This is a genomic window from Akkermansia massiliensis (assembly GCF_018847375.1).
Classification (GTDB): domain Bacteria; phylum Verrucomicrobiota; class Verrucomicrobiia; order Verrucomicrobiales; family Akkermansiaceae; genus Akkermansia; species Akkermansia massiliensis.
The window spans coordinates 1,914,379-1,928,468 of the sequence record NZ_CP072036.1 but is presented as its reverse complement, the minus strand read 5'-3'; the positions used below and the strand labels follow the sequence as shown (position 1 = coordinate 1,928,468).

Annotated in this window: 14 protein-coding genes; 6 read left to right on the top strand and 8 right to left on the bottom strand. The window is 61.1% G+C overall.

Annotated features, from left to right (window positions below):
- Nucleotide 1: 1 nt before the first annotated feature.
- From dnaJ to hisA, 4 genes are all read right to left on the bottom strand, one after another.
- A complete protein-coding gene (gene dnaJ / locus J5W70_RS08050) occupies nucleotides 2–1,159 on the bottom strand; it encodes a molecular chaperone DnaJ (protein WP_022396156.1) in 1,158 nt (385 codons plus the stop codon).
- A gap of 24 nt (nucleotides 1,160–1,183) precedes the next feature.
- On the bottom strand, nucleotides 1,184–1,738 hold the full coding sequence (locus J5W70_RS08045; RefSeq protein ID WP_022396157.1) for a nucleotide exchange factor GrpE: 555 nt from the start codon (nucleotides 1,736–1,738) through the stop codon (nucleotides 1,184–1,186).
- A 135-nt stretch (nucleotides 1,739–1,873) separates the two neighbouring features.
- Complete coding sequence (locus J5W70_RS08040) at nucleotides 1,874–2,164, bottom strand: DUF167 domain-containing protein (protein ID WP_022396158.1); 291 nt, start codon at nucleotides 2,162–2,164, stop codon at nucleotides 1,874–1,876.
- Nucleotides 2,161–2,952, bottom strand: coding sequence for a phosphoribosylformimino-5-aminoimidazole carboxamide ribotide isomerase (gene hisA / locus J5W70_RS08035; RefSeq protein WP_215832706.1), 792 nt, complete (start codon nucleotides 2,950–2,952; stop codon nucleotides 2,161–2,163). The genes J5W70_RS08040 and hisA overlap by 4 nt, the downstream gene beginning before the upstream one ends.
- A 147-nt stretch (nucleotides 2,953–3,099) precedes the next feature.
- Here hisA and J5W70_RS08030 point away from each other — a divergent pair, with 147 nt between their 5' ends.
- A complete protein-coding gene (locus J5W70_RS08030; protein WP_022396160.1) occupies nucleotides 3,100–3,549 on the top strand; it encodes a hypothetical protein in 450 nt (149 codons plus the stop codon).
- A 76-nt stretch (nucleotides 3,550–3,625) separates the two neighbouring features.
- On the opposite strand, the gene J5W70_RS08025 is transcribed toward J5W70_RS08030, so the two are convergent.
- Nucleotides 3,626–4,639, bottom strand: a complete 1,014-nt coding sequence (locus tag J5W70_RS08025) for a hypothetical protein (RefSeq protein WP_022396161.1) — start codon at nucleotides 4,637–4,639, stop codon at nucleotides 3,626–3,628.
- A gap of 211 nt (nucleotides 4,640–4,850) precedes the next feature.
- Between J5W70_RS08025 and J5W70_RS08020 the strand changes: the two genes are divergently transcribed.
- The 5 genes from J5W70_RS08020 (at nucleotide 4,851) to J5W70_RS08000 (ending at nucleotide 11,007) form a co-directional block, all read left to right on the top strand.
- On the top strand, nucleotides 4,851–5,447 hold the full coding sequence (locus J5W70_RS08020; protein ID WP_022396162.1) for a bactofilin family protein: 597 nt from the start codon (nucleotides 4,851–4,853) through the stop codon (nucleotides 5,445–5,447).
- A gap of 72 nt (nucleotides 5,448–5,519) precedes the next feature.
- Nucleotides 5,520–6,158, top strand: coding sequence for a polymer-forming cytoskeletal protein (locus J5W70_RS08015; protein WP_022396163.1), 639 nt, complete (start codon nucleotides 5,520–5,522; stop codon nucleotides 6,156–6,158).
- 1 nt (nucleotide 6,159) lies between these two features.
- A complete protein-coding gene (locus J5W70_RS08010; protein ID WP_022396164.1) occupies nucleotides 6,160–8,661 on the top strand; it encodes an excinuclease ABC subunit UvrA in 2,502 nt (833 codons plus the stop codon).
- A 76-nt stretch (nucleotides 8,662–8,737) separates the two neighbouring features.
- Entirely contained in the window at nucleotides 8,738–9,733 is a 996-nt protein-coding gene (locus tag J5W70_RS08005; protein WP_022396165.1) for an IdeS/Mac family cysteine endopeptidase, read from the top strand.
- Between the two features lie 131 nt (nucleotides 9,734–9,864).
- Nucleotides 9,865–11,007 (top strand): tetratricopeptide repeat protein, encoded by a 1,143-nt coding sequence (locus tag J5W70_RS08000; RefSeq protein ID WP_180971835.1) that lies wholly within the window; start codon nucleotides 9,865–9,867, stop codon nucleotides 11,005–11,007.
- A gap of 160 nt (nucleotides 11,008–11,167) precedes the next feature.
- On the opposite strand, the gene J5W70_RS07995 is transcribed toward J5W70_RS08000, so the two are convergent.
- The 3 genes from J5W70_RS07995 to argC form a co-directional block, all read right to left on the bottom strand.
- Complete coding sequence (locus J5W70_RS07995; RefSeq protein ID WP_257228267.1) at nucleotides 11,168–11,614, bottom strand: YkgJ family cysteine cluster protein; 447 nt, start codon at nucleotides 11,612–11,614, stop codon at nucleotides 11,168–11,170.
- Nucleotides 11,615–11,682: 68 nt separating this feature from the next.
- On the bottom strand, nucleotides 11,683–12,936 hold the full coding sequence (gene argJ / locus J5W70_RS07990; protein WP_022396168.1) for a bifunctional glutamate N-acetyltransferase/amino-acid acetyltransferase ArgJ: 1,254 nt from the start codon (nucleotides 12,934–12,936) through the stop codon (nucleotides 11,683–11,685).
- A gap of 32 nt (nucleotides 12,937–12,968) precedes the next feature.
- The gene (gene argC / locus J5W70_RS07985) at nucleotides 12,969–14,012 is read right to left on the bottom strand and encodes an N-acetyl-gamma-glutamyl-phosphate reductase (RefSeq protein ID WP_022396169.1); all 1,044 of its coding nucleotides are present in this window, start codon (nucleotides 14,010–14,012) and stop codon (nucleotides 12,969–12,971) included.
- Between the last annotated feature and the right edge of the window lie 78 nt (nucleotides 14,013–14,090).

Below are 14,090 nucleotides of genomic sequence, written 5' to 3'. Positions count from 1 at the left end.
CTTACTTGTTCTTCAGGTAGCGCGCCGCCTTGTCGGCAAACGCCACGCAGGCCGGCTGGTTGCGCTTCTCATCCACCGTGGAGGCAAAGGCGTTCAGCTTGTCCATCTGGTCCTTGGTGAGCTGGGTGGGGATTTCCACCTCCACTTCCACCAGCATGTCCCCTACGTCCGAACTGCGGAGGGCTTTCATGCCCTTGCCGCGCAGGCGGAAGATCATGCCGTTCTGCGTGCCTTCCGGCAGCTTGATGGTGGCCGCGCCTTCCAGCGTGGGAACCTTCAGCCTGCCGCCGGAGACGGCCAGGGAAAGCGGAACCGGAACCGTGCAGCTCAGGTCGTTGCCTTCCCTCTGGAAAATATCGTGAGGTTTTACGTCAATAAACACGTGCAGGTCCCCGGTGGGGCCGCCGTGCACCCCGGCATCCCCTTCCCCGGCGATGCGGAGCTGGCTGCCCGTGGCCACGCCTGCGGGAATGCGGATGGTGATGTGGGAATCTTCCCTCACGCGCCCTTCCCCGCGGCAGGCGGGGCACGGGTCCGAGATGATTTCCCCGGTGCCGTGGCAGGTGGGGCAGGTGGACTGCTGGACGAAAAAGCCGCTCTGCTGGGTGATGATGCCGCGCCCCTGGCAGGTGGGACACGTCTTGAACGCTTCCTTTCCATCCCGGGCTCCGGTGCCGTGGCAGGCCTTGCAGGTCACCAGGCGCTCAATCTCCAGCTTCTTGGTGCAGCCCTTCGCGGCTTCTTCCAGCGTAATGTCCAGGTCATAGCGCAGATCGGAACCGGGCCTCTTGGAGGATCTCTTCTGGCCGCCGTGGCCACCGCCGCCGAACATGTCCGCAAAACCGCCCATTCCGGAAAACATCTGGGCAAAAATATCCATCGGGTCCTGGAACCCGCCTCCGCCATAGCCGCCGCCCGCGGCGGGACCGCCCTGTTCAAAGGCGGCATGGCCGAAGCGGTCGTAAGCGGCCTTTTTGTCCGCATCGGAAAGCACCTCGTAGGCCTCTCCCAGCTCCTTGAACTTCTCTTCCGCGGAAGGATCGTCCGGATTGCGGTCCGGGTGGTACTTCAAGGCCAGCTTGCGGTAGGCCTTCTTGATCTCATCATCAGTGGCGTCCTTGGAAACGCCCAGGATCTCGTAATAATCTTTCTTAGCCATGTGGCGTGAATGTTAAAAAAACGGTCAAACTTGCGGTTCGGGTTCCGGAGTCTCGGCCACCACGACGTTTGCCGGGCGCAGAAGCCTGTCCTTCAGCTTGTATCCCTTGCGGATAACGCGGAGCACGGTGCCTTCAGGCTGGTCGGAGGGTTCGCGCTGGAGGGCTTCCTCCGTGGCGTGGTCAAACATGCTGCCCACTACCGGTTCAATGGCGCTCACGCCATTGCTGGAAAGGAATTCGTCCAACTGCTTCTTCACCATGCTCATGCCGATGTAAATCATGGAGGCGGTGTCCGCGCTGGCCGCCGCCATGCCCATTTCAAAATTATCAATCACCGGCAGCAGTTCTTCCAGCAGGCGCTGGTTGGCAAACTTGGCGCATTCTTCCTTTTCCTTCACCATGCGCTTGCGGTAATTGTCGTATTCCGCGGCGGTGCGCATGGCGGTATCCCTCCATTTAAGCAATTCCTCTTCCAGGGAAGCTTCCGCTCCTTTTTCCTCTGCGGGGGCGTCCTGGGCCTGTTCCAGAACTTCCTGCTCTTCCGCTTCCGCGTTCTTCTCTTTCTCTTCGTTGCTCATGCGGACAATGTAGATACTTTTACCGAATGCGTCAACGGCCTGCTAAGACATGGATGACGTTTGACGCGTGATGACCGGAACATGATGCAACTCATCTATGCAGAAAAGGGAATGGCGGCTTTCCGGCCAGCCTCCCTAAGCTTCCGGAACGCCTGCCGCAGGCAGCAGCCGGGCAAGCTTTTCCGCGCAGCCGTCCGGCAGCTCCACCACTTTCAGCCGGGCTGACTCTCCGCGCAGCAGGCTGACGGCGGACCGGGGAACGTCCAGCCACGCGGACAGGAACAGGATGACGGCCCTGTTCGCCTTCCCCTCCACGGGAGGCGCGGCAATGCGCAGCTTCAGCACGCGTCCGGCACGGGGATCGTCCTCCCAGCCCGCGGCTTCGCTCTTCTTCGCGTTGGGAATGACTTTCAGGGCCAGCTTCATGCCTTGCGCCTTTCCGTCCCGGATTTCCCGCTTTGCCTCGCCACCAGGTCCGCGTACCTGATGAGGCCGCCCCCGAACAGGTCCAGAGCGCTCCCCGCCGTGGCGTCCATCGCGCCGCCGCTCAGGGCGTCTATCTCGTCAAAATCCTGAATACGGCTGATTCCGCCGGCATAGGTCATGGGCAGGCGGCGCCAGCTTCCCAGCATCTCCACCAGTTCCCGGTCAATGCCCGTGCAAAGGCCTTCCACGTCCGCCGCATGGATAAGGAACTCCGCGCAGTGCTCCGCCAGCATGTCCAGCGTCTCCGCCGTCACCTGGAGCTCCGTCAAGGTCTGCCACCGGTTCATGGCCACGGCCCAGCCGCCCGGAACCCTGCGGCAGCTCAAATCCAGCACCAGGCGTTCCGCGCCCACGGCGGAAACAAGGTCCTTGAGCTTCCCCTCCAGAAATTTCCCCTCCGCATCAAACAGGCAGGAGGTGACGATCACATGGCTGGCTCCGGCTGAAATCCATTCCTCCGCGTTCCCCGGCGTTATGCCGCCGCCTACCTGGAGGCCGCCCGGCCACGCCGCCAGGGCTTCCCGCGCCGCAAGGTCGTTGCCGGGTCCCAGCTTGATCACGTGGCCGCCGTGCAGGCCGTCCCTGCGGTACAAATCCGCATACCATGCCGCGCCGCGGTCGGAGACGAAATTGGTGCGCAGGGAAGCTCCGTCCTGCGTCAGGGAACCGCCCACGATCTGCTTCACGCGCCCGTCATGTAAATCAATGCATGGTCTGAATCTCGTCACGCGGCCACTTTGCCCGCCCCATCCCCGCAGGTCAAGAAGGGATTACCCTCCGGCGCCGTCCGGAAAACGGGCGCGGAAAATTACACAAAACAGTCCCGGGCCTCCGCTTTACCGGATAACCGCCCCTGAACATCGTTCAAGAAGCCGATGAAAAACAACCTCGTCAAAAACAACCTCCTTTCCTACTGCGCCGGGAGCGCCCTGTTTGCCCTCCTGGCCTTCCCACCTTCCGTTGCGGAAGCCGGAATCCATCTGCACGGTGAAATGCGCATGGCCCCGGAAGGACAAGGCAGCCTCCTGTATGACTCCTCCGGATTCCCTATCTGGGGCTATTCCGCATGCGGCCGGCCCATTTACGCCTATTCCCCCGTAGGCATGCCCATCTACGTCATCAGGGGCATCTACCGCGGCTACTACGTTCCCGCCTGGAATCCCAGGCCGCATTATCACGGCCCCTTCTGGCCTGCGGGCGTCTGCCGCGGACGCCATGCCGCGCATCCGCGGTGCGGAATGCCAGGGCCGCCGCGGCTCCACTGCCGGCCCTGCCGCCCCAGGCCTCCCTACGGCGGGCCGCCGTCCCATTTCCACCGCCGGTAAACAACACGCGCCGCGGAAATACGGAACGGAAAAAGGCCACTCATGGAATAACGCGCCTTCCGGCACATCCTTTCCTTTATTCAGGGAAGGAAAGGCCGTACCACCCTTCCCCGAGCAGCTTCACCAGGGTGAAGGAATATTCCCCCTTGCGGTTGGGCTCCTTGCTGCGGGAAAGCAGGACGCGCACGCGGAGCATGTCAAGCTCGTCATTAGCGTTCAGCACCCGGTATGGGGAATGCTCCATTTCCTCATTGATTTTAAACAGCATAAACAGTCGCTTGCCCGTTTCCGATTTTCTGGGAACATAAACCATGGGCCGCGCAATGCTGCGCTCCTCCGACCCGTTCATTCCGGGAGCGATCAGCTTGAACGCGTAGTTGTCCTTATTCTCCGACATGCGGTCCCGGATCATCCACACGCGGAATTCCGCGATGTCCTCCCCTTTTCCACGGACAAAATCCTCCCAGTTCACCGGCTGGTAGCGGGCGAACTGCTGCCAGTCCAGCTTCCAGGCGCCATCCTGTCCATCCTTGAAAAAGCAGAATTCCATGTCGGGCGTCTTTTCAAAGCCTATCAGCAGCTGGGCGCAGGGATGCCCCTCCACCTCAAGCACGGCGAAACTTTTAGGCCCCACGGGCTTGCTGGCAATCACCTCAGGCGGAGATACGGCGTAATGCCTGACCATCAAAGGAAGCGATTGCAGGGAATTCCACACGAAGGAGGATTTCTGGACCACGTCCGGAGCGCTCAAATATTTCTGCGCCTCCACCAGGCAATTGCGCAGCAGGTCCTGCCGCTCCATCGGGGGAATGTGGCAGGGAGGCCAGAAACTGTAGTCCACCTTGTCCTTCAGCGTGGCCTGCAATTCCCCGGACAGCATCTCCGGCGTGGCGCAAATCCGCGCGGCGGCCCCTGAATCCCGGGATGCCTGGCGCTTCTGGAGCCAGAAAAAAAGGCCGCCGAAAAACAGCCCCAGCGCCATCATGAAGAAGATGACGGACAGAATGCGCCCCAGCGCGCCGCCCGCTTTTCCGCCGCTCCTGCGCGCGGCAGGGGAAAGGGGCGGTTTGTTGTCAGATAAATCACTCATTTTAAACCGGAAATACCCACAGAAAACAACTGCGGAAGGATGGTCAAACACTACCGGAACGCCAAGGGTAACGCAACGATAAAAAACAGACACATTTTTTTATCCCTTCCGGAGAAAATTGTTTCACATCCACAAGCGGGTGATGTACATTAAACCGGACGAGTTTCAAGAACTCCCACCTTACCTTTCACCCCTCCCTCTTTTTAACGCCATGTTTGGATCATTCACCACCGTTCCCGCCCCCAAGGGCAACAAGAATCCTGAATCCACCCCCAGCTGGATGGACGTAGCCAAGAGCCAGGACACCCCCGAACCGGTTGCGGAAGCCGTACCCTCCCCCGCTTCCTACGCCCCCACTACGCGCGTCCAGCAACTGACCCGCAACGTGCTGAACTCCGACGTGGAGGTTGTCGGCTCCCTGCGTTTTTCCGACGACCTGCTGATTGACGGCACCGTTGAAGGCGACATTTCTTCCGAAGGGGTGCTCTCCGTAGGCCAGAATGCCGTCATCCGCGCGGAAATCAACACCAAGTCCGTCATCATCCACGGCAAGGTCATCGGCAATGTAACGGTTACGGACCGCGTGGAACTGAAAAGCACCGCGGAACTCGTAGGCGACATCCAGGCCGCCTCCCTGGCTATTGAAGGCGGCGCGATCTTCATCGGCCATTCCACCGTAGGCGCCCCTACGGTAGGCACCGCCGGAGCCTCCGCCGCGAAGAAAGCGGCCCCCGTTCATACCTTCACTCCGGAACCGGAAGCCCCCGCCCCGACCAGCCAGAGCACGCTGGACATTGACGCGGAATAAGAAAAACCTTCTACCAGCCATTTTCAGGGGCGTCAAAGGAACGGATCGTTCTTTTGCCGCCCTCTTTGTTCCATGACTCCCTCCTTCCATCCCGTTCCACGGACCAGCAGCGCGCCTTCCGGGAAAATCAGGCGTCCCGCTCCGGCCCCGCCCTGGACGCTCCCGGCAGCCGCGGAAAGCAGGCCTGCGCCCACCCGGGAGGTGGAATGCTTCTCCTGCCGCAAAAACACTTCCGTTCCCGTCACGGCCGTTTCCGCCAGATGCGGGCACTGCTCCGCCTACATCAAGCTGGACGACGTCATCCTGCACAGCAGGACGCACAGAACGAAGGTGCAGACCTGCGGAAGCGTCACCGTGCAGGCCAATGCAGACCTAAAGGGACTGAACATCGAATGCCGGGACCTGGTCTTATACGGCAGGGCGTCCGGCGATTTTCTGTGCCGGGGCGTCTGCAAGATCAAAACGGACCAGCACATCTCCGGCTCCATCTCCGCCCGCAGGCTGGTGGTGGAAAAAAAGACGACGGTGCTGGTCACAGGAGTCATCCAGGTGGAAAACATCTGGATACAGGGTTCCCTGGAAGGAACGCTCACGGCGGATGAAACCGTTACCATCCACCGGCACGCCAAATTCCTGGGGGACATCACGGCGCGCCGCCTCATCATTGAGGAAGGGGGGGCGCACCAGGGCTCCTTTATCCGGCTTACGTGACATGAACCTTCCCATCTCCATCCGCGGCGCACGCCAGCACAACCTCCGGAACCTGGACCTGGACCTTCCGTCCAACAAGCTGATCGTGTTCAGCGGCCCTTCCGGCTCCGGAAAATCCTCCCTGGCGTTCGACACGCTTTTCTCCGAATCCCGCAGGCGTTTCCTGGATTGTCTTTCGGCACGGGCCAGGCAGGGCATGGAACAGCCGGAAAAGCCGGAGGTGGACAGCATCACCGGACTGCCCCCGGCCCTGTGCCTGGAACAATCCGCCAGGCAGCAGAGTTCTCGCACCCTGCTGGGGAGCATCACGGAAATTCTGGACTACCTGCGCATCCTGTATGCGGCTGCCGGCACTCCCCATAACCCGGAAACGGGCAAGGAACTGGTGCGCAAAAGCCCGGACCAGATTACGGAGGAACTCGTCTCCCTGCCGGAACAGACGCGCCTGGTCCTGGCCGCTCCGGCGGAAGCCCTGCTGGCCCAGGATCCTGCGGCGACTCTGGGCGACTTCCAGCGCCAGGGCTTTCTGCGGGTCTATTGGAACGGGGAAATGCAGGATATTGAGGAAATAGGCTCCCCGGCTCCTCCCCCGCCGGATGCCGCCCTGGTCATCGACCGCATCATCGTCCGCGGGGAAAACACGGCCTCCCGCCTGGCGGACTCCCTCCAAACGGCCCTCCGGATCAATCCGGACGAGGTGCGGGCCATCATCACCAGGCCGGGGGAAGAAACTACCGTCCAGGCCTTCCATACCCGCTACCGCAACCCGGAAACGGGCTTCCTGCTTCCCCAGCTTACGCCCCGCCATTTCTCCTTCAACTCTCCACTGGGCGCGTGCCCTTCCTGCCAGGGCTCCGGCCTGAATGAGCGGGAAAAAGGCCCATGCTCCGCCTGCGGCGGCCTGCGGCTCTCCCCCCTGGCGCTGGCCGTCACCATGCACACGCCGGACCGCGCCTATAACCTGGCGGAACTGACGGCTCTACCGCTGGAAGACATGGCCGGAGAGCTGGAACGGCTGAAGACGCCCGCCTCCCTGGCGGCGGCGCTGGACCCGCTCATGAAGGAGATCAACAAGCGCGTGCGCTTCCTGAACGAACTGGGCCTTTCCTACCTCTCCCTGGACCGGCAGGCAAACACTCTTTCCGGCGGGGAACTGCAAAGGGCGCGCCTGGCCTCCCAGCTGGGCGGCGGTCTTTCCGGGGTCCTTTACATCCTGGACGAACCTACTGCCGGACTTCACCCCGCCGATACGGACCGCCTGCTCCGCGCGCTCCGGACGCTCCGGGACCAGGGCAACACGGTCCTGGTAGTGGAGCACGACGAACAAATTCTGAACGCGGCGGACCATCTGGTGGACATGGGCCCCGGCTCCGGCACCCACGGCGGCCGTATTCTGGCGCAAGGTCCCCTTCCGGAAATTCTGGAAAACGCCGAGAGCCCTACCGGAGCATGGCTCTCCGGCAAACGGAGCATGCCCGCCTCCGGACACAGGACGGTTCCCACCGGGCATCTGGTCCTGGCCGGGGCGGACAAGCACAACCTCAACAACGTCACCCTGAACATCCCGGTAGGCACGCTGACCTGCATCTCCGGGCCCTCCGGTTCCGGAAAATCCACTCTTGTCCGGGACTGCCTCATTCCCGCGGTCAGGCAGGACATCCCCGGGAAAAAGGGCGTTCCGCGCCGCGTGCAGGGCTCGGAACACTTCAACCGCCTCGTCGTCATCGACCAGTCGCCCATCGGCAGGACGCCGCGCTCCACGCCGGCCACAGCCACCGGACTGCTCCAGGTCCTGCGCCCCCTTTACGCCCAGCTCCCTCTTTCCAAGCAAAGGGGATACACGGCGGCGCGCTTTTCCCCCAACATCCGCGGGGGGCGCTGCGAACGGTGCCTGGGCACGGGCATGATTGAAGTGGACATGAACTTTCTGGGCAACGTCACGATGCCCTGCAACGCCTGCCAGGGCCAGTGCTACAACCGGGAAACGCTGGAAGTCACCTGGAAGGGAAAATCCATCGCCCAGGCGCTGGCGCTGACGGTGGATGAAGCGGCGGAATTCTTCTCCTCCCTGCCCCGGGCCACCGCCATCCTGAAAAGCATGCAGGACGTGGGCCTGGGATACCTCAGCCTCAACCGCCGGGCAGACACCCTCTCCGGCGGGGAATCCCAGCGCATCAAAATAGCCGCGGAGCTGGCCAAGGCCCCGGCCTGGAAACTGGCGGAGGACGGCAAGCGCGCCCTCTTCATTCTGGACGAACCTACCAGCGGCCTCCACTTCAATGAAGTGGCCCTTCTTCTGACAGCTCTTTTCCGTCTGAGGGACGCCGGGCACACCATCCTCTGCGTGGAACACCACAAGGACCTGCTGAACGCCGCGGACTACCTGGTGGATATGGGCCCCGGAGCCGGAAGACATGGCGGAAACATCGTGGCGGAAGGAACGCCCGCCGCCGTAGCAGCCATGCCGGAAGCGCCCACGGCGCCGTGGCTTCTCGCCCGTTAAGGAAGAATAATTATTATTATCTTGACGTTTTTCAGGCTTTTATCTAGCAATATGGGAATTCCTCTCTGCTTTTCCGATGAATCCCCGTTCCTTTTCCCTAGCGCTGCTGGCGCTGTTTCTTCTTCCTGAAACACTCCATGCCACGCCCGTATTCCTTGAAAACGTCTCCGAATCCGGCGGATGGTATGACTGCAACAAGAAAACCAAATGGAAGTGGGGCAGCGGTTCCATGACAGACCGTCCTTCCGGCTACTACAGCCTGGACAATCCCGTAGACAGCCAGCTCTGCTGGGCAGCGGCGGCCTTCAACGTTCTTCAATGGTGGCAGAATACCAGAAGCGACCTCTCACCTACGACCCCCAACGGAAAATCCTCCACTTACGGCAACATGCCGGAAGCCTGCCAGCTGCGCATTTACCAGACCATGGCGACGAGCTGGACTGACAAGGGAGGGTCCGTGGAACAGGCTTACAACTGGTGGTTCAACGGAGGAATGCTTCCCTCCGCCTTTTATGGGACCGACTCCACGATCAGGGACAACCCCTCCTCCGAAGGAGGCTACTGGAAAGAGCTGAACCTGACCGTGACCTACGACAAGTGGGGAGCGCCGGACAACACTCCGCTATTCAATTCCTACACTTTCTGGGAGGGCGATACCAGGGACGGAATCTACAGCGTTTTGAAAAACAGCATCAACAACAACTGGGGAACCACGCTCAGCATCGGCCAGTACGGAACCGGCCACGCCATCACCATGTGGGGCTATGATATGGACGCGGACGGGAACCTGATTATCTACCTGACGGATTCCGATGACTATGCATTGGGAATGTTCCGGCAGAAAGTCATCGTGGACGATGAGAAACACATCTATCTGACCAGCGTGGACGGTGAAAACAACGTGTACGGCTATAATTACGATGAAGCAGCCCTGACCGGCACCCGGCTGGGCGAACTTCAAAGCTTCACCGCCCCGCTGGGAGACCTCAGGATTCCGGAACCCGGCACTGGAATTCTTTCCCTCTGCGGCGTATTCCTTACCGTGTCCCGACGCAGGCGCATCCTGCGGTAAGGCCTTCCGAACTCCCTTCTCTCTCAAAAACGGGTCTTGATTCTTGCCGGGGAAATGTGCAGAATCGGGAAACGCATAAGTTCAGAAGAGCATGAATTGTTCCAATGTTCTCCAGTGCGGTTACCTGTGAAATGAATGACGCTTCCAACAACCACGGCGAGCTGGAAAGCACCGTCTCGACCTATTCCGTCGACATAGAAACCCTTCAGCAGATAGCCCTGAAAGGAGACGCCCAGGCACTGTTCCAACTGGCGATCAGTTATGAACAGGGGCGCGGGGTAGCGGAAAACCAGCAGGAAGCCTTCTACTGCTACCAGCAGGCGGCGGAACTGGGCCACGTGACAGCCCAGCTCAACCTTGGCTGGGCCTACTCCAACGGCATAGGCGCCCCGCAGGACAATGACAAAGCCTTTTACTGGTACCGAAAAGCCGCCGAGCAAGGCCATCCCACCGCGCAATTCGACCTCGGATTCTGCTATATCAACGGGCTGGGCGTGGAAAAAGACGAAAACCAGGCCATCACCTGGTACAAAAAAGCGGCGGAACAAGGTCACGCGGTAGCCCAGCTCAACCTCGGCTGGATTTACGCCAACAGCGCCAGCCAGAAAAACTGGGAACAGGCCGTGTACTGGTACAAGCAGGCCGCGGAACAGGGGGATCCCCGTGCCCAGTACAACCTGGCCTGGTGCTACGGCAATGGAAGCGGCACTCCCCGGAATCCGCAAAAAGCCGCCTACTGGTATGAGGAGGCCGCCATGCAGAACCACGCTACGGCCCAGTATAACCTGGGCTGGTGTTATGAAAACGGTTTCGGCGTGCAGCCGAATATCGACAAGGCGCTGGTATGGTACCACAAATCAGCCCTCCAGGGCCAGATCACGGCCCAATACACGCTGGGCTGGTGCTACGGCAACGGCCGGGGCATGGAAGTGGACATGGCCAAAGCCGTCCACTGGTACACCAAGGCCGCCGAACAGGGCCATACAACGGCCCAGCTCAACCTGGGGTGGTGCCACCTGAACGGCAAGGGAACGCCCGTCAACCGGGAGGAAGCCTTGAAATGGTATCTCAAGGCGGCGGAACAGGGCAATGCCACAGCCATGTTCAATGTGGGCAACTGCTACGCCCACGGCTACGGCATTCCGCAGGATGACGAACAGGCGGCGGAATGGTACCAGAAAGCCGTCAGGCACGGCAACAAAAAGGCCGCCAGCGCCCTGCGCCACCTGGCCTCCAAGCAGGAAAAAGAGAAAAAACCGGATGCGGAGGCCTGAAAAAACGCTTCTTCTTTTTACAAGAATCGGAGAATCCCTTTTCGCAGCGCAGCAGCCATCAAAAAAACGCAGGGAAAAAACATATCCCCATGGCTTAAAGAAAAAACGTCCGCCTGGGATTGAAGGCCCCCGGCCTTCATCAAGAAGCCGCCGCATTCCATCACCGCCGCCCCTTCCTCCCACCGCCCGCCGGGCCTTTCCGGGACAACCTTTCCACCGCCTCCGGCAGCCGTGTTGCGCCATCGCCGCCCAGCACGACGTCAATATCCTCGAGAGCGCGAATCAGATCGATCACTTCCCGCCGGGGCAAGGCCCCACCCGCAGACATGCAGAAATGAGTGCGGCACGCCAGCGGCCTTCCCTGGTAAATCATGCACTTCCCCTGCCCGTTCAGAAATGGGCAGCTTCCGTCCGGCGGCAGCTCCACGCGCATGCGTCCGGCGGCGCGCCACGCCTTCCAGGCCATCCACGCCTCCCCCAGCGTCACATGCGGCGTCTCTCCTGTCAGCCGGAACCGGCAGCAGTCCGCCACACCCGTGCAGGAACGCTGCGCCCGGGAAGCCCGGAGAGCGCCTTCATCCAGAAGGCGCCGTACTTCCATCAGCATTTCAGCGGAGGGAACAGCTCCCTCCGCTCTTCCATGACGGCACTTCCCCGGCGCCATGACTGCGGCGGTTAATGCGTCAGGCCGTCGGCCTTCGCCTGGTTCCAATACGCGTACTCGGAACGGTTGAAGTCCACATACTCCGGAGACAAATCCGTGGTGTACACCGTATGGGAAAACTCGCCCCGGTTCAAATTGATATCCACCTGGAATGCGGAAACCTGCACGGCCTGCCGCAAATCGTCCGACGGAGTATCCGCCTGCATGCCGCCGCGGCAGGCGGCCAATCCGGCGATGTCGATGTCGATCTTCTCTTCATCCACCTTCGCGCCGCAATAGCCCACGGCATGGATAATGCGCCCCCAGTTGGGATCGTTCCCGTTCCAGGAACTCTTCACCAGGGATGACTTGGCGACGGCTTCCGCCGCCTTCTTCGCTTCATCCTCCGTACGGCCTCCGGTCACATGCACGGTCACAAACTTGGTCACGCGTTCGCCGTCCTGCACGATATGCTTGGCCAGCTCCAGCATCACATGGGCCAGAGCCTGCTGGAACGCGTAAATATCTTCCGGGGATTCCAGCTTCACGCCGGAAGCGCCGTTCGCCATCACCAGCACCGTGTCGTTCGTGCTCATGTCGCCGTCGATGGTGATGCAATTGAAGGAACTTTTCACGCCGGACTGCACGCACAGCTCCAGCACGTCGCGGGAAATGCCCGCGTCCGTCGTAATAAAGCACAGCATGGTAGCCATGCAGGGATTGATCATGCCCGCGCCCTTGCAGCATGCGCCGATGCGCACGGGCCTGCCCTGCACCATGAACTCAATGGCAATGATCTTCTCCTTCGTATCGCTGGTCATCACGGCCTGGGCCACCTCGTGCCCCTTGTCGCGGGAAAGGCCTTCCGCCAATTCCGGGAACTTCGGGTAAATGCGCATCATGGGCATCGGCAGGCCGATCACGCCGGTGGAGCACACGGCCACTTCCGCAGGTTTCAGCCCCAGAAGTTCCGCAACGCTCCTGCACTCGCCCCTGGCGTCTTCCACGCCCTGGGCTCCGGTACACGCGTTCGCATTCCCGCTGTTCGCCACGATGGCGCGGATATTCCCCTTCCGGAGGTGCTCCCGGCTCACCTTCACGCAGGCGGCCTGCACTCGGTTGGTCGTGAACGTGCCTGCGGAAACGCAGGGTTCCGTGGAATAAATCAGGGCCAGGTCCAGGCGCGTGGCCGTAGGCTTCTTGATGCCGCAGCTTACGGCGCTCCCCACAAAGCCCTGGGGCGCGCAAACGCCCCCGTCAACCGGAATATAGGATGAATCATTCATCGTCTTGAAGTGCCTTCCAGCGTATCAAAAAACTACAGGACCCACAAGCCTTCCGTTTCATCGAACCCGCACATGATATTGAAGGACTGGACGGCCTGGCCGCCCGCGCCTTTCACCACATTATCCTCCGCGCTCATCAGAATCACGCGGTTCGTCCGGGGATCATAGGCCCAGCCGATGTCCACGCAATTCGTCCGCGTCACATTCTTGGTATCCGCAGGCTGGTTGCGGCCCAGAAGGCGCACGAACGGAGCCGCCGCATAAGCTTCTTCCAACAGGCGGCCGACGGACTCGGGATCCGCTCCCTTCTTCACCCTGGCCGTAATGGTGGAGCAAATGCCCGTATTCACGGGAATCAGGTGCGGGGTGAAGGACATCACCACCGTCTTCCCGGCGGCATGGGAAAGCTCCTGCTCAATCTCGCTCAAATGGCGGTGCTTCGGCACGCCGTAGGCATGGAAACTCTCATTGCACTCGCAGAACAGCAGGGGAATGGACGCCTTGCGCCCCGCGCCGCTCACGCCGCTGCCGGAGCAGACCACGACGTCCTCCGGCTCCAGAATGCCGGCCTTGAACAGGGGAATCAGGGGAAGAAGGATGCTGGTGGGATAGCAGCCGGGGGAAGCTACGATGCGCGCCCGGGCAATCTCCTCCCTGCGCCACTCCGGCAGGCCATACACGGCCTCCTGCATCAGGGCCGTATCCGGATGGGCGTTGCCGTAATACTCCTCGTACACTTCCGGGCTGTCCAGGCGGAAATCCGCGCTCAGGTCAATCACGCGCACGCCGCGGTCCACCAGGCCGCGGGCATAGGAAGCGGCCACACCATGCGGCAGCGCCAGGAAAGCCACCTCCGCGCCCGTGGCGGCAATCGCGTCCACATCGGAATCCGTAAACTTCAGGTCGGAACCCGGAACCTGCCGGAAACGGGGAAACACCTCCCACAACGGCTGTCCGGCATACTGGCGGGAGGTAGCGCACACCAGCTTCACTCCGCGGTGATTCAACAGGATGCGCAACAACTCCTGTCCGGTGTAGCCACTGGCCCCGACGACTGCAACTTGAACTTGCTTCATGACAAAAAAGGTATGCTATGAAAAAAGACTCTTGCCAACACTAAAGTTTTCCTATATACACCTCGCCGTCGCAAGACA